The 18670-nt window shown below is 59.3% G+C and carries 14 protein-coding genes; 8 read left to right on the forward strand and 6 right to left on the reverse strand.

What is annotated here, in order from left to right; genetic code table 11:
* Nucleotides 1–3: 3 nt before the first annotated feature.
* A complete protein-coding gene (gene ubiG / locus BM036_RS16755) occupies nucleotides 4–720 on the reverse strand; it encodes a bifunctional 2-polyprenyl-6-hydroxyphenol methylase/3-demethylubiquinol 3-O-methyltransferase UbiG (RefSeq protein ID WP_091854467.1) in 717 nt (238 codons plus the stop codon).
* Between the two features lie 41 nt (nucleotides 721–761).
* Nucleotides 762–2108: a TRZ/ATZ family hydrolase gene (locus BM036_RS16760; RefSeq protein WP_091854469.1), complete on the reverse strand. Its 1347-nt coding sequence runs from the start codon at nucleotides 2106–2108 to the stop codon at nucleotides 762–764.
* Between the two features lie 101 nt (nucleotides 2109–2209).
* Between BM036_RS16760 and mtnA the strand changes: the two genes are divergently transcribed.
* Nucleotides 2210–3280, forward strand: coding sequence for an S-methyl-5-thioribose-1-phosphate isomerase (mtnA, locus tag BM036_RS16765; RefSeq protein ID WP_091854471.1), 1071 nt, complete (start codon nucleotides 2210–2212; stop codon nucleotides 3278–3280).
* Nucleotides 3281–3358: 78 nt separating this feature from the next.
* Here the strand turns inward: mtnA and BM036_RS16770 are convergent, their stop codons facing one another.
* Both BM036_RS16770 and BM036_RS16775 read right to left on the reverse strand, forming a co-directional pair.
* Nucleotides 3359–5497 carry a carboxy terminal-processing peptidase gene (locus BM036_RS16770; protein ID WP_245742701.1) on the reverse strand — a complete coding sequence of 713 codons (2139 nt, stop codon included), beginning with the start codon at nucleotides 5495–5497 and terminating at the stop codon, nucleotides 3359–3361.
* Between the two features lie 232 nt (nucleotides 5498–5729).
* Nucleotides 5730–8180: a DUF349 domain-containing protein gene (locus tag BM036_RS16775; protein ID WP_091854474.1), complete on the reverse strand. Its 2451-nt coding sequence runs from the start codon at nucleotides 8178–8180 to the stop codon at nucleotides 5730–5732.
* 174 nt (nucleotides 8181–8354) lie between these two features.
* Here BM036_RS16775 and BM036_RS16780 point away from each other — a divergent pair, with 174 nt between their 5' ends.
* Entirely contained in the window at nucleotides 8355–8834 is a 480-nt protein-coding gene (locus BM036_RS16780; RefSeq protein WP_091854476.1) for a regulatory protein RecX, read from the forward strand.
* Here BM036_RS16780 and mltF read toward each other — a convergent pair.
* Entirely contained in the window at nucleotides 8815–10317 is a 1503-nt protein-coding gene (gene mltF / locus BM036_RS16785) for a membrane-bound lytic murein transglycosylase MltF (protein WP_091854478.1), read from the reverse strand. The genes BM036_RS16780 and mltF overlap by 20 nt on opposite strands.
* Before the next feature lie 286 nt (nucleotides 10318–10603).
* Between mltF and purL the strand changes: the two genes are divergently transcribed.
* Together purL and BM036_RS16795 are read left to right on the forward strand one after the other, a co-directional pair.
* Nucleotides 10604–14503 (forward strand): phosphoribosylformylglycinamidine synthase, encoded by a 3900-nt coding sequence (gene purL, locus BM036_RS16790; RefSeq protein WP_091854480.1) that lies wholly within the window; start codon nucleotides 10604–10606, stop codon nucleotides 14501–14503.
* Between the two features lie 459 nt (nucleotides 14504–14962).
* Nucleotides 14963–15274 (forward strand): YqfO family protein, encoded by a 312-nt coding sequence (locus tag BM036_RS16795; protein WP_091854482.1) that lies wholly within the window; start codon nucleotides 14963–14965, stop codon nucleotides 15272–15274.
* A gap of 26 nt (nucleotides 15275–15300) precedes the next feature.
* Here BM036_RS16795 and BM036_RS16800 read toward each other — a convergent pair whose 3' ends face one another.
* Entirely contained in the window at nucleotides 15301–15849 is a 549-nt protein-coding gene (locus BM036_RS16800; RefSeq protein ID WP_091854484.1) for an NUDIX hydrolase, read from the reverse strand.
* 86 nt (nucleotides 15850–15935) lie between these two features.
* Between BM036_RS16800 and BM036_RS16805 the strand changes: the two genes are divergently transcribed.
* Genes BM036_RS16805 through purT form a run of 4 tightly spaced genes read left to right on the forward strand, consistent with a single transcriptional unit; the run spans nucleotide 15936 to nucleotide 18520 of the window.
* Nucleotides 15936–16520 (forward strand): NUDIX hydrolase, encoded by a 585-nt coding sequence (locus BM036_RS16805; RefSeq protein WP_091854486.1) that lies wholly within the window; start codon nucleotides 15936–15938, stop codon nucleotides 16518–16520.
* Nucleotides 16521–16550: 30 nt separating this feature from the next.
* The gene (locus BM036_RS16810; protein ID WP_091854488.1) at nucleotides 16551–17093 is read left to right on the forward strand and encodes a gamma carbonic anhydrase family protein; all 543 of its coding nucleotides are present in this window, start codon (nucleotides 16551–16553) and stop codon (nucleotides 17091–17093) included.
* Nucleotides 17093–17275, forward strand: a complete 183-nt coding sequence (locus BM036_RS16815; protein WP_091854490.1) for a DUF1289 domain-containing protein — start codon at nucleotides 17093–17095, stop codon at nucleotides 17273–17275. The genes BM036_RS16810 and BM036_RS16815 overlap by 1 nt, the downstream gene beginning before the upstream one ends.
* Before the next feature lie 57 nt (nucleotides 17276–17332).
* Nucleotides 17333–18520, forward strand: coding sequence for a formate-dependent phosphoribosylglycinamide formyltransferase (gene purT, locus BM036_RS16820; RefSeq protein ID WP_091854498.1), 1188 nt, complete (start codon nucleotides 17333–17335; stop codon nucleotides 18518–18520).
* Nucleotides 18521–18670 lie beyond the last annotated feature (150 nt).

Below are 18670 nucleotides of genomic sequence, written 5' to 3' on the forward strand. Positions count from 1 at the left end.
CTATTATTCCCCCGACGGTTTGCCCGCGTGCATCAGGTAATTGACGTCCACATCCCGGGCAAGGCGGTAGACCTTGGTCAGCGGGTTATAGGTCATGCCTGTGAGGTCATGGATATCGAGCCCCGCCTGGCGCAGGTGGTCGGACATTTCAGAGGGACGGATGAAGCGCTTCCATTCATGGGTGCCCTTGGGCAGCAGGCGCAGCACGTACTCGGCGCCCACAATGGCAAACAGGAATGACTTCGGGTTCCGATTGATGGTGGAAACGTACAGGTCACCACCGGGCTTGAGCAACCGCGCACAGGCGCGGATGACCGAGGCAGGCTCGGGAACGTGTTCCAGCATTTCCAGGCAGGTAACGATGTCGTATTGGCCTGCATGGTCGGGGTCCGCCGCGAGTTCTTCCACGGTGGTCTGGCGGTAGTCCACCTGAACGCCGGATTCCAGACCATGGAGTCGTGCCACTGCCAGCGGCGCCTCGCCCATATCAATTCCCGTCACATTGGCACCCCGGCGAGCCATGCCCTCTGACAGGAGGCCTCCGCCGCAACCGACATCCACAACGCGACGACCGGCCAGCGGCGTACGCTCGTCGATGTAGTTCAGGCGAAGGGGGTTGATGTCGTGCAGAGGGCGGAACTCGCTGGTGGGATCCCACCAGCGGCTGGCTAGGGCCTCGAACTTGGCGATTTCGTTCTGGTCTACATTGGTTCTGCTCATGGTCTCGGGCCTGGCTGTTTATTCAGAAAAAGGAAAGGCTGTCAGGATGCTGGCCGGTCGGCTCCGGCAATGCGCTGGTGCCAATCGCTGACCCGCAACATCAGGTCTGGTACGTCGATCCGGGTCAGGCGACCATCCTGTACCTGTGGTACGCCGGCAATCCAGCTGTGGCTTACCTGACGACCGTGGTTGCTGTAGACCAGGTGGGAAGCCGGGTCATAGACCGGTTGCAGGAACGGGTCGCTCAGGTCTACCGCAATCAGGTCTGCCTGTTTGCCGGGTTTGAGGGAGCCAAGTTCATGGGAGCGCCCGAGGGCCCGGGCACCATTGATGGTGGCCATTGCCAGTGCCTCGTGGGCGCCCAGGGCAGCTGCATCACCGGAAACAGCCTTGGCCAGCATGGCTGCAGTGGACAGCTCACCAAACAGGTCCAGATCGTTATTGCTGGCCGCGCCATCGGTGCCGATGGCGACATTTGTGCCCGCCTTTTGAAGGGCATGGACCGGACAGAAGCCACTGGCCAGTTTCAGGTTGGATTCGGGGCAGTGGATAATGTGCGTACCACTACTGGCCACCATGGCCATGTCGTTGTCGTCAAGGGTGGTCATGTGCACGCACTGGCTGTGGGCATTCAGCACACCAAGTGCCTGCATCCTGGCAATCGGCCGTTGGCCGGTCTGACGCAAGGCCTCTTCCACCTCGAACGCGGTTTCATGGAGGTGAATCTGCAGCGCGGCCCCGGATGATTGCTGCAGCGTAACGGCCCGCTCAAGGGTGTTGTCCGCTACGGTGTAGGGCGCGTGGGGACCAATGGCAATACGCACCCATGGATCATCGCGCCACTCCCTCAACAGGGCCTCGCCCTTTGCCAGGTATTCGTCCGGGCCACTGCCCCAGGCGGTCGGCATTTCCATAAGCGGAAAGCAGACCTGGGCGCGCATGCCTGCATCCCTGGCCATTTGTGCCGCAATTTCCGGAAAGAAGTACATGTCGGAGAAACAGGTGGTACCTGTGCGGAGCATCTCTGCCATGGCAAGCTGGGTACCGTCTGCAATAAAACGTTCGCTGACAAAGCGTCCTTCTGCCGGCCAGATGTGATCGTTCAGCCAGGTCATCAGGGGCAGGTCATCGGCGAGGCCACGAAACAGGCTCATGGCAGCGTGCCCATGCATATTGATCAGCCCGGGCAGGACCACATGATTGGGCAGGTTGATGACTTCCCGTGCCCGGTAACTCTGATCCGCTTCCCGCTGAGAGACGATGGCCTCAATGCGATCACCCAGCAGCAGTACCGCCTGGTCTTCCAACACTTCGCCGAAAGGTTCGACCGGAATCAGCCAGCGGGCATTGATTCGGATGTCAGCGGCAATGATAGTGTCTGCGGTCATGAAGGGGCCTGTCACTCCGGCTTGGTTTGTCTGGAAGGGCAGAGTATAACGGTCGAGTCAGACAGCAGCCAGCCTGTTACATATCCACAAGAGGTGAATACATGACCCGAGTTACTCCAGATCCTTTTGATCAGTCAGCCTCCCCTGACACCGTCGCGATCCGCTGGCTGGGCCATGCCGTGCAGTTATTGGACCAGCGTCGGCTACCCCAGGAAGAGCACTGGCTGACCATCGAAGGTGCTGCTGGTGTCAGCCAGGCGATCCGGGATATGGCGGTACGGGGTGCCCCGGCCATTGGCATCAGTGCGGCTTACGGGGTTGCGCTGGCAGCGAGGGGGGCGGACGAACGCGACTGGCGAACAGAGGTCGACGTGGCCATTGCTGTACTGGCAGAGTCCCGGCCAACAGCGGTTAACCTGTTCTGGGCATTGCAGCGCATGGAAAGTGTGCTGAGACAGTGCCGGTCCCGCGAGGACGCCGTTGCCCGGCTGGCGGAAGAAGCGATAGCGATACACCGGGAGGACCTGGCTGCCAACTTGGCCATGGCAGATCTGGCCCTGGCGGCCATGGCGCTGGATAAACCCTGTGCCGTACTGACCCATTGCAACACCGGTGCACTGGCCACCGGGGGCTATGGTACCGCCCTGGGTGTGGTCCGCCGGCTCCACGAACAAAGACTGTTAAAGCGGGTCTACGCGGATGAAACCCGCCCCTGGTTGCAGGGGGCGAGGCTGACCGCGTGGGAACTGGTCAAGGACGGTATACCGGTTATCCTCAACGCGGACGGCGCTGCCGGAGCTATTCTGGCCCAAGGCGATGTGAAGTGGGTAATAGTGGGTGCCGATCGCATTACTGCCAATGGCGACGTCGCCAACAAGATTGGCACCTATGGCCTGGCGGTACTTGCCCGTCACCACAAGGTGAAATTCATGGTGGTGGCGCCTTCCAGCACTGTCGATATGACGCTCGAGCGGGGCAGCGACATTCCCATCGAAGAGAGGGATGGCCGGGAAATTCGCCAGGTTGGCGGTATTGCAATAGCGCCGGAGAAGGTGGGTGTGTTCAATCCTGTGTTCGACGTTACCCCTGCCAACCTGATCGACCTGATCGTTACCGAACGCGGTGTTGTCCATAATCCGGAGGTTACCGGGATGCACAAGTTGTTAGGATAACCTGTCGTCAACAAAAAGGCCGGCTTCCTTCGAGGAAGCCGGCCTTTTTGTTGTAAGGGCAAGCGTGCGGAAAAGCGTTTATTCGGCTTTCGCAGTCACGGTATCCACAGGCAGGATGGACGCCATGCGGCGATCCAGTTCCAGCATGTCTGCCATGATGTGGCCGCCTTCCCGGACAATGAAGTCGAGTTCGTCGTCCTCGTTGCCGTGGGCCTCGGCAGCTTGCTGCTCCTCATACTCTTCCATCGCCTCGAAGCTCTCGAAGGGCTCTTCGCCCTTGATTTCCCGGCGGGCGTTGGCGATGGTCAGCTGGCGGTGCTCAAGCTGCTGCTGGTAGTCGCGGCGCTGGTCTTCGTTCAGGCTGACCATAGTGGTCTTGCGCTGCTCCCTCAGGAAGTCTATTTCCTGCTGGAGCAGACGGAATTCCGGGCTTTCGTCGAACCGACTGGCGTGACGGTCACGAAGTTCATCAATCATGCCACTGAAATCAAAGTAACGGGTATGGGGCACCGCCTCGATCTGGTCCCAGGGCAGTGCGCGCTCAAGGGCGTCCTCACCGATCCGCGTGGTATCCACCCGTGACGGGATCTCGATGTCCGGAATCACACCCCGGTGCTGGGTCGAACCACCGGATACCCGGTAAAACTTGGACTGGGTGATCTTGAGCTGGCCATGATTCAGTGAGCGGACCGCCTGGACGGTCCCCTTGCCAAAGGTCTGGGAGCCCACCACCAGGCCGCGGCCGTAGTCCTGGATCGCGCCCGCAAAAATCTCGGAGGCGGAGGCGCTCATGCGGTTGACCAATACGACCATGGGGCCGTCCCAGGCAACACTTGGGTCCTGGTCGGAGAGCACCTGTACCTGGTTATCTGAGCTGCGGATCTGTACGGTCGGGCCCTGGTCGATAAACAGGCCCACCAGGTCATTGGCCTCGTGCAGGGCACCACCGCCATTATTGCGCAGGTCTACCACCAGGCCGTCGACGTTCTGTTCGTTACGGAGCTTCTCCAATAACCGGCGCACGTCCCGGGTGGTGCTCTTGTAGTTCGGGTCACCCTGCTGCATGGCCTGGAAGTCTGCATAGAACGTCGGTATGTCGATTACGCCAATGAGGTACTTTTCACCGTTACGCTCCAGTTCAATCACTTCGCTGCTGGCACTCTGTTCTTCCAGCTTGACCTTGTCCCGCTTGATGTCGATGGAGCGGGTCACGGTTTCGTCGCTGGCGTTGGCCGGTACCACCTCCAGGGTTACCGTTGAGCCGCGGGGGCCGCGAATCAGGTCGACCACCTCATCAAGGCGCCAGCCAATCACGTTGGTAGGGGTATCGTCGTCCTCCTGTTTCACCGACACAATCCTGTCGGCGGGACCGAGCTGGCCTTGTCGGGCAGCCGGTCCGCCGGGCACAAGCCGGACAACCTTGGTGTATTCGTTATCCGACTGAAGCACCGCGCCGATCCCCTCCAGGGAAAGGCTCATGTTGATGTTGAAGTTCTCGGAATTGCGCGGGGAGAAGTAATTGGTGTGCGGATCCCAGGTGCCGGTAAAGGCATTCATGTAAGCCTGGAAGGCGTCCTCGCTGCGCATCTGGGACACCCGTTTGCGCTGGCTTTCATAACGCCGGGTGAGGACTTCGATAATTTCGTCATCGCCACTGCCATTCAGGCGCTGGCCGAGTACGGCATTGCGAATGCGCTTGTTCCAAAGCTTATCGAGTGCTTCCTGGTCTGGCTCCCACTCTGTTTCTGAGCGGTCCAGCAGGATTTCGTCGTCACTGCTGAAATCAAACTGGTCGAGCCCGTCGTCAAGCAGGCCCAGCGCGTAGTCCATGCGCTCGATAATGCGCTGCTGGACACGATTGTAGATTTCAAAGCCCGGTTGTAGCTGACCGGTCCTCAGTGCCGCGGCCATTTCAGCTTTCAGAGGCTGGAAGTCCCGGATATCTTCTTGAGTGAGGTAGACACGCTGGCCATCGAGGTAGTCGAGATAGTCATCGAACACTTCATCGGCGAGTTCGTCATTGATGGCCTGGTCCCGGAAATGGGTGAATTGAAGCTGGCGGGAAATCAGGATGTTGGCGCGGGCCTGCTCGATGGTGGGTGTCACTGCCGTGTAGGCACCTTCGATGTTCGCCGAAAGGGAAGTGCCGATCCCGGCCAGGGGAAGGAAAACCAGCAGCCCTAAGGCGATACTCCTGGCTCGGAAAGCTATCGGCATGTTTTTTATCTTCATATCTTGGGTTACCTGCTAATACCTGGGCTCACGTGCCGATAAACAGTATCGGCACATGACATCAACCTGTCTGCCGACCGTGTCCGGTTTCCCGTAACCCGGCCAGGGAGGCGGTTGGTGCCGGCCTTTTAAATCATTGTAGGCAACCGCTCCTTGCGTTACCACAGTGTCTGTTGGCCATGTAATGACAATCTGTCCATATGATGACCAGTACTGGCTACGTAAGTTCCATCGCGCGCTGAAGTCGATCGCTCAGCTCGGGCGTGAGGCTCTCCCGGTCCAGCGCGACACACCAACGGGCGGCAAGGGCCTCCAGGTTAATCGCCTGGTCTCCCTGTGCCTGTTCGAAGCCTTGTTTCAGGCGGCGAACCTGTAGTGCCATCCGCAGTGACTGGTCCTCCTCCGGAGAGGCATGTCCGCCGTGAATCTCTGCAAGTACGACGAGTTCACGGGGATCGTGCAGGTCAGTCTCATCCGAAAGATCCGGCCAGTGGGCTGGTAACTGGGTCGGGGTCAGTTCACCGGCCTGGCGCTGATGAATCCATTGCTGCCACTGCCGCATCTGGGCCTGGCGACCAAGCTGGTCCAGACGCTCCTTTACCTGCTTTCTGGTGGCACGGAGCGATTGTTTCAAGTTCCCCGAAACAGGGGTCTCGCTCGCTACTTTAAGTGCCTCAAGTATTTCGCCCGCGTCGGCTTGCTCTGCGCCTGCTGTGTCCAGCCAATGGCGGGCTTTGGCCAGGTCAGACTCAGCTGCGGCGTCAGCCTCGGTGGAAGCCTGTGCCTTCTGCTGTCGCTGCTCCTCCCTCCTTGCAAAGATGGCATCGCAGGCGGCACGGAATGCTTTCCAGAGCTTGCGATCCTCCCGGTGGCGGGTAATACCAATGGCCTGCCACTGCTGTTGCAGTTCCTTGGCCTTATCCATCGCTTCTGTCAGTGGGGTATGGTCTACCAGTTCCCGTGCCTGGTCGACAATGGCCTGCTTGCGGTCCTCGTTGCGGCTGCGCTCTTCGTCAAGGTGGCCCGACAAGGTGTTCATCAACCGGTCAAAGGCTTTCTGTATTGTCCGGTTATCCCGAAACTCCACGGGCCAGGCTTCCCGCCATTCCTGTCGTGCGGTTTTCTCGATCTGTTCGGCCGCTTTCCAGTCCACCTCTGACCAGTCAGTGGCCTCCAGGTATCGTTCAAGCTCGTCGCAGATACTCCGGCGCTTCTGTAAATGAACCTTTTTCAGGTCCGAACGTGCCTCGAAGTAGGCTCGGCAGGGCTCAAACGCCCGGTCAGACGCAGCCCGGAAACGTTGCCAGAGGTCTCTGTCCGATGAGCCTCCAAGGTCCCGCCACTCCTGCTGGAGTTCCTGGATTCGTTCGGCCTTGGCTTCTGGCTCCATGGGCTGTTCGGCAAGGTATTCCATCTGCTCGCACAAGGCGGTCTGTTTTGGTGTCGTGGCAAAACCCTGCCAGTCACCGAGTTCCCGCACCTGCCCACCAAGCCGTTGCAGCCTGGCGCGGTAGCGGGTGCCCTCGCGTTCTGGAAGCTGTCGCTGGAGTGACTGCGCTCGTTTAAGAAGCTGCCGGGACTCTTTCAGCTGGCGGGCCTCCAGGGCCTCCTCCAGGTCGGCCACAGCCTTGTCCAGTTGCTCGAGCTGCTGCCGTTGTGCTTCCGGATCAGCTTGCGACGTTGGCTGTGGTGTCCGGACACTGGCTGTGCGTGCAAGTACCTGCAAGGCTTCCGGGAGTGCGACAGCCCCGGGCCAGTCCAGCTGCGCCAGTAGTTGCCTTGCCCTGGCGGGTTCTGGTGACTCGGCTTTAGTCAGCTGGTCGAGCTCATCCTGGTGATGACTGAGGCGGCCCAGCGCAGAGATAACCCCCCGCAGCGCCACCATTCGCTGTTCGTAGTCCTTCTGTTCCTGGCGGGCGACGTCTGTTTCCCTGGTCGCCTCGAGCCAGCGATTTTCCTGGGTGCGCTGGAGTGCATCGAGGGAGGGCAGTGCGTTTACAGCCGGAGGCTCGGCTTCAAACGCCTCCAGGGTATCCTGTAGCAGGGTAAGGGTTTGCTGACGCTGCACCTGCTTTGCCTGATGCTCCGCCCGGGCCTGTCGCTCCTGTTCCATTTCCCTGACCCGGAGGCGGCAATTGTGCAGGGCTGACAGCACCTCGCTGCGAGTCTCATTATCGGCTGCGTGTTCCAGGGACTGCCATCGTTGTTCCAGTTTCTGGACCCGCGCTTCATATAGGTTGGTGTCCCTGGTTGCGGCCAGTTCTTCAGCTTGCCGGACAATCGCCGCCACGGCTTCGTTGGTGGCGCGAGTCTTTTCTTGTTGGCGGCGCAGTTCCTGAAGGGCCTGGCGTACCTGCTGGTAGACTCCCTTGTCCTTGCCCCGGGCCAGCTTCTGCACCTGTTGCAGGTATTCCGTATCGGTCAGCCCCCGGGCTGCCTCGAGGCGTACGTCTGCGGCCAGACCTTCAATGGCAAGCTCCGCCAGGGTTTGCTGGCTGCAGTCTGGCTGAGACAGCAGGGTGCGCTGACGGTCTATCGTGTCCTGGTCAACGCCGGGGGGTTCCTTTCCCGGAGGGTTATTCGCTTCTGGCCTGGTGCCCGAGCGATTGTCCTGACTGGTCGCGGAGGTAAAGCGCTTCTGGAAGAGTCTCTGGATAAATGCGGCCATGTCGGTATCCTTCAGGGAATCAGTTCACCGGGCTTCAAGCCTGCAGGTGAAAACGGGTGGATGGTGCTACCCGGATAACGGGCGCCCGGGCACGCCAGGATTTTGGCGACTGCTCCGGCGCCCGGGCAGGTGGCATAGTCTATCCTCTGGAAACCGCCGGCGGAAAGGGGCTGTATGGCAAACCAGGACAAAAAAAAGGACCCTAATCAGCAGGCGCCCGAAATTGCCCTGCGTTTACTGGCGCGACGTGAACACAGTCGCTTTGAGCTAACCATGAAGCTTCGCCAGAGGCGCGTCGATGCCAGGGTCATTGAGGATGTGCTGGATGACTTCGAGGACAAAGGCTGGCTGAGCGATGACCGGTTTGCCGAAGTGTTTGTGCGACAGCGCATGGATGCAGGCTATGGCCCACTGAAGATTCTGGCGGATCTGCAACAGCGCGGCATCAACCGGGTACCCTCCGAACTGGATGTGGTGCCGGACTCGCAATGGGTCGCTCGCGCGGTTCAGCTGAGGGACAGACGATTCGGGCTCGGGGATATCTCAGGTGACTGGTCGGAGCGCCAACGCCAGGGGGGCTTCCTGGCGCGCCGTGGGTTCTCCGGCGACCAGGTGGAGCAGGCCCTGGGTAAAGTCAGAGTGTCGGAGGAGTAAGGCCCATCTCACGGGGAAGCACCAGGGACGTTTCCTGTTCGTCGGGATTCGATTCGCGAGTCTGGTACGTGGGCTGGTTTGGCGGTATTGACAGCTCGCCGGAACCGGAGTCGGCAACCATCGGGGCCTCTGCCTCGGACTGGAGGTCGTAACGGCGTGCCAGCACGTCGTAATAACGTCGAATGTTCTGCACGTAGATGACCGGTTCATGGCCGCGGGCGTAGCCGTGCCGGGTCTTCGAATACCATTCTTTCTGCGACAGCAGTGGCAGGAACTCTTTCACATCCAGCCAGCGGTCAGGGTTGCGGCCAGCAGATTCGGCGAGGCGGCGGGCGTCTTCCAGGTGCCCGAATCCCACGTTGTAGGACGCAAGGGCGAACCAGGTTCGGTCCGGCTCCTGAACATGCTCCGGAATCATCCCGTGGACCTGGCGGAAGTAGCGGGCGCCGCCCTCAATGCTCTGGCGAGGATTGAGCCGGTTGTCTATGCCGATATGGTCGGCGGTCGACCGGGTGAGCATCATCAGTCCCCGAACGCCGGTGGGGGAGACCGCATCCCGACGCCAGTTGGACTCCTGGTAACCGATGGCAGCCAGCAGGCGCCAGTCCAGGCCGTTGTCCTCGCCATAGTCGCGGAAGATATCCAGGTATTGGGGCAGGCGCTCCTGGATGTGCTCCTCGAAGGTCAGGGCGCCCACATAGCCCAGCTGCCCCAGATGGCCGTAAAAACGCTCCCGCAGGTTGGCCAGGGTGCCGTCGTGTTCGATTTCTTCCAGGAAACGTCTTGCTTCCCGGTACAACGAGCCGTCATTGCTGGTGGGGAACAACCAGGCGATGGCTTCCTGGTCGCTGACGCTGAAGGCTCGCTTTACATTGGGGTAGAACACATGGTTCAAGGCCAGCTCGTTCGCGTCCACCACTGCTGCGGGGAATTCGCCGGACTCAACCCGTTCCAGTATGCCGGCAGCATCCAGTCCCGAGTGGATGCGGTAGGTGAAGGCAGGGTGCTGCAACTGTAGCTGCTCGAGGTGGGGGAGGTGGTTTGACTCTGTCGCCACATGCACCACAACATCCTGCTCAAGCAGGTCTTCAATACCATCGAGGTGCTCCAGTCCGCGATGGTAGATCATTACGGATTCAGACGTCAGGCCGTTGGCCAGCGAACGGAACCGGTCGCCCCAGTCCCGGTCGGCAGACAACCCGGTAAAGCCTATGTGGGCGTAGCCGTCATCAAGCACCCTCAGAATTTCGCTGTTGCCGTCAGCCAGCCTGACCCGGAGCTCAACCCCCAGGTGGTCGGCAAAACGGCGGGCCAGTTCATGGTCAAAGCCGGTTGGGCCTTCCCGGCCTTCGTAATAGATAGAGGGGGCATTACGGGTTATGACGTGGAGAACGCCCTCGGCCTGAACGGTTGCGAGGGTATCCGGCCGTGTGCACCCGCTGGCCAACACGACCCACAGCATGGCCAGCAGTATGCCGGACATGGGCAGGTGGTGGTTTCTTGAATGTCGGGACTCACCCAAATTCACAGCCTCCGGAGCGGGATGCTTCATAATCCCCCAGAGCGTGGAAAAAGGTCAATCGGTACCGGGAGAGATTGCTTGGACATGGGGGTATTGTACATTTGTTGTTCGCTGCTGTATCCCCGCACCAGTTTCCAGTATTATTGCGCCCGATCATAAACGGTGCCCTGATCCCCCGCCTGCCAACACGCAGCGACGGGTTGCAGGGTATCGGTTTCCCAAGTTCGCGCGATACAGGTTATAACCCATGCTGGAACTCCGCGGCGCCCCCGCTCTTTCCCCTTTCCGCTCCGAAAAACTGTTTGGCCAGCTTACCAACGCTGTCGAAGGCGTTCAGGCCATCTATGCGGAATTCATGCACTTCGTGGACACCGAAGCGGAGCTCGGCGATGCCGACCAGGTCGTCCTCGACCGGCTGCTGACTTATGGCCCGAGTGCTGATCGCCAGGAGCCCGCAGGCATACTGTTCCTCGTGGTTCCCCGGCCAGGTACGATGTCACCCTGGTCGACCAAGGCGACCGATATCACCCGTAATTGCGGTTTGCGTCAGATACGCCGGATCGAGCGAGGTATTGCCTACTACGTAACCGCGGACAAGAAGCTTGGCCGCGAAGACCGCCAGGCCATCGCAGCGTTGCTCCACGACCGCATGACTGAAACCGTGTTCCACGAGATGGGTGGCGCCGAGTTGTTGTTCCATCGAGAGGAACCACGTCCGCTTGGGCGAGTCCCCGTGCTTGCCGGCGGCCGTCCCGCGCTGGCGGAAGCAAACCAGCGCCTGGGCCTGGCCCTTGCCGAGGATGAAATTGACTACCTGGTGGCGTCCTTCAGTAACCTGGACCGTGATCCTACCGATGTCGAGCTGATGATGTTTGCCCAGGCGAACTCCGAACATTGCCGGCACAAGATTTTCAATGCGTCCTGGGATATCGACGGCGAAGGGCAGCAGAAATCCCTCTTTGCCATGATCCGCAATACCCACGAAATGAGCAGTGAAGGGGTGTTGTCTGCATACCGTGACAACGCCTCGGTGATTCGTGGTTCGGTCGGTGGTCGCTTCTACCCTGATCCGGAAACGGCTCGCTACCACTATGTGAACGAACCTATCCACATTCTGATGAAAGTGGAGACCCACAACCATCCCACGGCTATCTCCCCGTTTGCCGGTTCCGCCACTGGCGCAGGCGGTGAGATTCGTGACGAGGGTGCTACCGGACGGGGCTCCAAGCCAAAGGCCGGTCTTACCGGGTTCACCGTCTCCAACCTGGAAATTCCCGGTGACCTGCAGCCCTGGGAGGATGGTTACGGTCGCCCGGAGCGCATTGCATCTCCGCTGGATATCATGATCGATGCCCCGGTCGGCGGCGCCTCCTTTAACAACGAGTTCGGCCGGCCGAACCTCGCCGGTTATTTCCGCACCTTCGAGCAACGTGTGGCCGGGGCCGCTGGTGACGAAGTGCGCGGATACCACAAGCCCATCATGATAGCCGGCGGCCTCGGAAATATTCGCGAGGAGCATGTCGAGAAGGGTGAAATCCCGGTCGGCGCCCGGCTGATCGTACTGGGCGGCCCGTCCATGCTGATTGGTCTGGGTGGTGGCGCCGCATCATCGATGGACTCTGGTACCAGCAATGAGAACCTTGACTTCGCTTCCGTTCAGAGGGGCAACCCGGAAATGGAGCGTCGTTGCCAGGAGGTAATCGACCGTTGCTGGCAGCAGGGCGGCCAGAACCCGATAGCGTTTATCCATGACGTCGGCGCCGGTGGACTGTCCAACGCCATGCCGGAGCTGGTCAAGGACGGCGGCCGTGGTGGCAAGTTTGAACTGCGGGATATCCCCAGCGATGAACCCGGCATGTCGCCACTGGAAATCTGGTGTAACGAGTCTCAGGAGCGTTACGTACTGGCGGTTGCCGAAGAAAACATGGAGCGCTTTGATGCCATCTGCCGTCGTGAGCGTTGCCCCTACGCGGTTATCGGCGAGGCCACGGAAACCCACCACCTCTCACTGACGGATGCCTATTATGGCGACTCGCCTGTAGACCTTCCTATGGACGTGCTCTTCGGCAAGCCGCCACGGATGCACCGCTCTATCAACCGCACGTCTTTCACCAAGTCCATCTTTGATTCCACGAAGGTGGACCTGAATGAAGCTGTGCGTCGGGTCCTGCGCCTTCCATCCGTGGGCAGCAAGAGCTTCCTGATTACAATTGGTGACCGCACCATTACTGGACTGGTGGCCCGCGACCAGATGGTTGGGCCGTGGCAGGTACCGGTTGCTGATGTGGCGGTAACGGCTGCGAGTTACGATGTGCTTACCGGCGAGGCCATGGCCATGGGTGAACGCACCCCGGTGGCGTGTATCGACTCGCCTGCATCCGGCCGTATGGCCGTGGGTGAGGTTATCACCAACCTCGCGGCGGCGCCGATTGCGCAGCTTTCCGACATTCGCCTGTCGGCAAACTGGATGGCCGCAGCAGGTCATCCGGGTGAGGATGAGAACCTCTACGAAACCGTTCGTGCCGTCGGCATGGAGCTATGCCCGGCACTTGGTATTGCCATTCCGGTGGGCAAGGACTCCATGTCCATGAAGACCGTGTGGGAAGAGGGCGAGGAACACAAGAGTGTGACTGCGCCGCTGTCACTGATCATCAGCGGTTTTGCACCGGTAACCGACGTCACCCGTACCCTGACACCGCAACTGAGGACCGATCAGGGCGAAACCGACCTGATCCTGGTTGACCTTGCCGCTGGCCAGAACCGTCTTGGCGGCTCTGCCCTGGCGCAGGTCTTCGGGCAGATGGGCGCGGTAGCGCCAGACCTGGATGATCCAGAAGACATCAAGGCGTTTTTCGCGGTCATTCAGGGCCTGAACCAGGATGGTAAGCTGCTCGCCTATCACGATCGTTCCGATGGTGGCATGTTCGTGACCCTGGCGGAAATGGCCTTTGCCGGACGCACCGGGTTGGATATCCGTCTGGACGGCCTGGCCGAAGAGGCTGGCCAGTTCGCCCGTGAGCTGTTCAACGAAGAACTGGGTGCGGTTATTCAGGTACGCCGGGACGACACCCCGTTCGTTCTGCAGCAATTCTCTGGCGCCGGTCTGGGTGAGCATACCTCCGTGGTTGGCACCCTGAATGCAGAGGACAGGGTCCGGTTTACCTTTGAAGGGAAGCCGGTTATCGACGAGGCCAGGGCAGATCTGCAGCGTCTTTGGTCAGAAACCAGCTACCGCATCCAGAGCCTGCGGGACAACGCCAATTGTGCGCAGGAAGAGTTCGATAACCTGCTAGCCAGTGATGACCCCGGACTTGGCGCGCAATTAAGTTTCGACCCCTCCGAGAACGTGGCGGCACCGTTTATTGCTGGCAGTGTTCGTCCTAAAGTCGCCGTACTGCGGGAACAGGGCGTAAACGGCCAGACTGAAATGGCCGCGGCTTTCGACCGGGCCGGCTTCGATGCGGTGGATGTTCATATGAGCGACCTGCTTTCCGGCAGGGTCACCCTGGACGGGTTCCGCTCACTGGTCGCCTGCGGCGGCTTCTCCTATGGTGATGTGCTCGGCGCAGGTGAGGGCTGGGCCAAGTCCATCCTGTTCAATCCGCGGGTCAGGGACCAGTTTGCCGGTTTCTTTGATCGCGAGGATACACTGGCGCTGGGAGTCTGTAATGGCTGCCAGATGCTTTCCAATCTCCATGAGTTGATTCCGGGCACAGCCAACTGGCCACGGTTCGTCCGTAATCAGTCAGAGCAGTTTGAGGCTCGCCTGGTGATGGTCGAAGTTCAGCCCTCGAAATCGGCCTTTCTTGACGGCATGGCTGGTTCGCGAATGCCTATTGCAGTCGCCCATGGTGAAGGACGTACCGAGTTCGGAGTCGGGGGCTTCGAGGCGTTCGACCGGTCCGGTCAGGTCGCCCTGCGTTACGTGGATCACCATGGTCAGCCAACAACCCGTTACCCCTATAACCCTAATGGCTCTGATGGCGGTATCACCGGTCTGACAAGTGAGGATGGCCGTGTCACCATAATGATGCCGCATCCAGAGCGGGTATTCCGCACGGCACAGTTCTCCTGGCATCCGGAAGGCTGGGGTGAGGATGGACCGTGGCTGCGAATGTTCCGTAATGCACGCAAGTGGCTGGGATAAGTTGACGGGCTGAAAGGCCTTGTTATGATCCTGTAAGCCGGTGACAGAGTTGCTCTGTCACCGGCTTTTTTGTGTTTTCTGAAAACCCCCACCTAATGCTACGTATTACAAGGGCTTTCGCCCTGTTTATAACGAAAAAAAATCTTGACTAAACGGTTTTATGCACACGCGGCCACCGTCTTTGTGACAGGGGTGCCTAAAACGCCGACAACTCGCTCAATAATTGGTCGGATAATGTAACCTATTGATTTATAGGGTTTAAATAATAGAGGTGGATTTCTCGCCAATTTGAGGTGAGGGCTGTAACCACGGGGCCTCCCGGCGTCTGCCCAAAAACTATCCCCAAATTTATCCACAGATTTTGTGGGTAACCCGGAAGGCCCTGAGCACGCCCGGGTTGACGGTCAAGTCAAGCTGTTTCAGTCTTGATTCCACAATTTATCAGCCGGAGATCTGTGGATGTACAAGCTCTGTTTCTTCGTACCGGTAATCGACGCCGAAACCACCAAGGATGCCGTTTTTCAGGCCGGAGGTGGTCGTATCGGTGATTATGACTGCTGCGCATGGCAAACCCTGGGGCAGGGTCAGTTTCGGCCCCTGGACGGCAGCAACCCTCATCTCGGGGAGCATGGGCAACTGGAGCGCGTGGATGAACTGAAAGTGGAGTTGGTTTGTGAGGACCGGCTGATTCGTGATGTGGTAGCGGCGATGAAGCGGGCCCACCCCTACGAGGAGCCCGCCTACGAAGTCTATCGGCTGGAAAACTTCTAGGACAGAAGCAATGCCTGGCCGGGTGGTTACTGTTTGGGTTTCATCCTGTGGCGGATGTCGCTAATGCGAAGAGGGAAGTCGTTGCGCTGAACGTCCTCCACAAAGTGCTCCAGGGTTCGGCGAACCGTTGGAAACGAAATTTCGTCCCAGGGAATACGGTTCAGGTCGAACAATTCCGCCTCCAGTGATTCCTCGCCCGCCCCGAAGCGCTCTTCGGTGAGGAACGCCCGGTAGAACATATGGACCTGATCGATGTGAGGCACATGGATCATGGTGTACAGACCCGCCAGTTCCACGTCCGCCATAGCCTCCTCAAGGGTCTCCCGGGCAGCAGCTTCCTCCGTGGTCTCGGAATTTTCCATAAAGCCCGCAGGCAACGTCCAGTACCCATAACGGGGCTCAATGGCCCTGCGGCACAGCAGGATTTTACCCTCCCATACCGGTACCGTACCCGCTACGATACGTGGATTCTGGTAATGAATGGTCTCGCATCGGGTGCATACATAGCGGGGCCGGTTGTCGCCGGCAGGAATGCGGCTTTCCACCGGATGACCGCAGCTACTGCAGAAGTTCATGAATTACCCCGTATAATAGTTCGAGTTGTGGTACCAGTGTATCGTTCGCAGGGTGCCTTGTCCCATCTCAAACGCGGAGACTGATTTTGCGTGATTTACTGACGGAAAGGCTAGCCCGACATGCACCGACCCGGCTGGCGATGGACTACCCGGAGGCCAGTGTGCTGGTCCCGGTGACTGACAATACCGGCTCCCCGGAAATCCTGTTTACGCTTCGGTCGTCCAATTTGTCCACCCACCGGGGCCAGGTCGCCTTTCCCGGCGGTAAACGGGACAGCACCGATCCGTCCCTGGCCTATACTGCGCTGCGGGAGACCCACGAAGAAATCGGCCTGCCCCCGGACCAGGTACAGTTGATTGCGCCCCTGAGCCAGGTCATCTCCAGGTACGGAATCCTCGTAACGCCATACGTTGGCGTGGTGCCTGCCGACCACCCGCTGACCCCTAATCCCCATGAGATCGAGAGTATTTTCCACGTGCCGGTGGAGTTCTTCCTCGAGGATCGCCGTGAACGCACCGATGCCCTTCCGTTCCTTGATAACACCTACCACGTTCCTTGTTACCGGTGGGAGGGGTATCAGATATGGGGGCTCTCGGCGGTGGTTCTGGTGGAGTTTTTGAATGCCGTGTACGATGCCCGCATCGATTTGCTGAAACCGCGCCACGACTGAGCCTGGCGGCGAACTGTAAGGAGAATTTGCATGTTATACGAACTCGCAGAACGCAAACCTGAGCTTGTCGGCGAAGGGCAGTTTATCGCCGCAAACGCTACTGTCATTGGCAGTGTCGCCCTGCACGAGCGGTCGAGTATCTGGTTCAACGTAGTGATTCGGGGCGATAACGACCTGATCACTATCGGGCCCGAATCAAACGTCCAGGATGGCTCGGTATTGCATACGGATTCCGGTATTCGACTGACCCTGGGCCGGGGAGTCACAGTGGGCCATAAGGCCATGCTCCATGGTTGTGAGATTGGGGATTATTCCCTGATCGGTATCAACGCCGTGGTGCTCAACGGTGCCCGTATCGGCAAGCACTGCCTGATCGGTGCAAATACCCTGATCCCGGAAGGCATGGAAGTACCCGATGGCTCCCTGGTTATCGGAGCACCAGGCCGGGTCAAGCGGGAACTTGGAGAAAACCAGAAAAAAATGCTGGAGCTCAGCGCTGCCCATTATGTACAGAATGCGGTGCGTTACATGAATTCGCTCAAACCGTTTGATCCGGAAAACGGGCAGGGCTGATGGAGACGAAGCACCGGGTCCGGTCTCCCTGTGTCAGTGTCTGTGCGCTGGATGAAAAGGACATCTGCATCGGTTGCCACCGGTCCGGTGATGAAATCCTGCGTTGGACAATCATGACGAATGAGGAGCGCCAGCAGGTACTGGAGAATGTTGCCCGGAGGGAACGTGGCAGTCTTATCTGAAACTTTATGGCCAGGGAAGGCTTTCTCGCCGGTGAGGCAGTAACAGACAGGAACAATATGACGACAACCATAGGTACGCCCCTGAAGAACAATGCTTACCGGGTGCTTTTCTGCGGCTCCGGTGAACTGGGTAAAGAGGTGGTCATTGAGTTACAGCGGTTTGGTGTGGAGGTTGTTGCCTGTGACCGTTATGCCAATGCGCCCGCCATGCACGTGGCCCATCGAAGCCATGTAATCGACATGCTGGACCCGGCAAGCCTCAGAGCGGTGATCGAACAGGAAAAGCCGGATCTGATTGTGCCGGAGATAGAAGCCATCGCAACAGCTGAACTGGTCCGACTGGAGCAGGAGGGTTACCGGGTTGTGCCAACCGCGCGAGCGGTTGACCTGACCATGAACCGGGAAGGCATACGCAGGCTTGCTGCCGAGGAGTTGGCGCTGCCTGTGTCGGACTACCGCTTCGCAGAAACCCGCGAAGAGTTTGAGCTGGCCGTTGCGGAAATTGGCTTCCCCTGCGTGGTCAAACCGGTCATGAGTTCCTCTGGTAAGGGGCAAAGCCTTGTTCGTGACGCCTCCGGCGTGGGTTCTGCGTGGGATTATGCACAAACCGGCGGCCGTGCGGGTAAGGGCAGGGTCATCGTCGAAGGGTTTATCGACTTCGATTATGAAATCACGCTGCTGACCGTGCGGCATAGAGATGGCGTCAGTTTCTGTGCGCCTATCGGGCATCGTCAGGAAGATGGTGACTATCGCGAGTCCTGGCAGCCGCAGCCCATGACAGACCTCGCCCTGGAGCGGAGTCAGAATATCGCCCGTAAGATTACTGATAACCTGGGGGGATATGGCGTCTTTGGCGTGGAGCTGTTTATCAAGGGTGATGAGGTGTGGTTCTCGGAAGTCTCCCCGCGCCCCCATGACACTGGTCTGGTGACGCTGATCTCCCAGGATCTTTCCGAATTTGCCCTCCACGCACGGGCCATCCTCGGGCTTCCTGTTCCGGCGATTCGCCAGAGCGGGCCTTCTGCATCTGCGGTCATCCTTCCTGAGGGCGAGTCTGATGCGCCGGCCTATTCCGGGCTGGACGAAGCCCTGTCAGAGCCTGATGTCCAGCTGCGGCTTTTCGGTAAGCCGGAATTGTCCGGACGGCGGCGTATGGGTGTGGCTATCGCGCGGCGTGAGTCCATTGAAGAGGCCCGGCGTGCAGCTACCCGGGCGGCTGAGAAAGTGCGGGTAAAGTTGGACTAAGCGAATATTGCTTGAAAAATGGTCGAGTCGGGCGAATAATCATCAGTCCGGTAGTGGCAAACCGAAACCGGGATAAAAAAGTTTCAAAAGGTCGTTGACAGAAAACGGTGGGGCTGTAGAATGCGCCCCACTTCGACAGGGAACGCCGGC

The organism is Marinobacter segnicrescens, assembly GCF_900111555.1.
Classification (GTDB): Bacteria; Pseudomonadota; Gammaproteobacteria; order Pseudomonadales; family Oleiphilaceae; genus Marinobacter; species Marinobacter segnicrescens.

Coding starts and splice junctions, on each gene's coding strand:
- BM036_RS16815 (WP_091854490.1), top strand. CDS start 17,093: ATGGAGACGAAGCACCGGGTCCGGTCTCCCTGTGTCAGTGTCTGTGCG.
- mtnA (WP_091854471.1), top strand. CDS start 2,210: ATGACCCGAGTTACTCCAGATCCTTTTGATCAGTCAGCCTCCCCTGAC.
- BM036_RS16780 (WP_091854476.1), top strand. CDS start 8,355: ATGGCAAACCAGGACAAAAAAAAGGACCCTAATCAGCAGGCGCCCGAA.
- BM036_RS16800 (WP_091854484.1), bottom strand. CDS start 15,849: ATGAACTTCTGCAGTAGCTGCGGTCATCCGGTGGAAAGCCGCATTCCT.
- BM036_RS16810 (WP_091854488.1), top strand. CDS start 16,551: ATGTTATACGAACTCGCAGAACGCAAACCTGAGCTTGTCGGCGAAGGG.
- purL (WP_091854480.1), top strand. CDS start 10,604: ATGCTGGAACTCCGCGGCGCCCCCGCTCTTTCCCCTTTCCGCTCCGAA.
- BM036_RS16775 (WP_091854474.1), bottom strand. CDS start 8,180: ATGGCCGCATTTATCCAGAGACTCTTCCAGAAGCGCTTTACCTCCGCG.
- purT (WP_091854498.1), top strand. CDS start 17,333: ATGACGACAACCATAGGTACGCCCCTGAAGAACAATGCTTACCGGGTG.
- BM036_RS16770 (WP_245742701.1), bottom strand. CDS start 5,497: ATGCCGATAGCTTTCCGAGCCAGGAGTATCGCCTTAGGGCTGCTGGTT.
- ubiG (WP_091854467.1), bottom strand. CDS start 720: ATGAGCAGAACCAATGTAGACCAGAACGAAATCGCCAAGTTCGAGGCC.
- BM036_RS16795 (WP_091854482.1), top strand. CDS start 14,963: ATGTACAAGCTCTGTTTCTTCGTACCGGTAATCGACGCCGAAACCACC.
- mltF (WP_091854478.1), bottom strand. CDS start 10,317: ATGTCCGGCATACTGCTGGCCATGCTGTGGGTCGTGTTGGCCAGCGGG.
- BM036_RS16760 (WP_091854469.1), bottom strand. CDS start 2,108: ATGACCGCAGACACTATCATTGCCGCTGACATCCGAATCAATGCCCGC.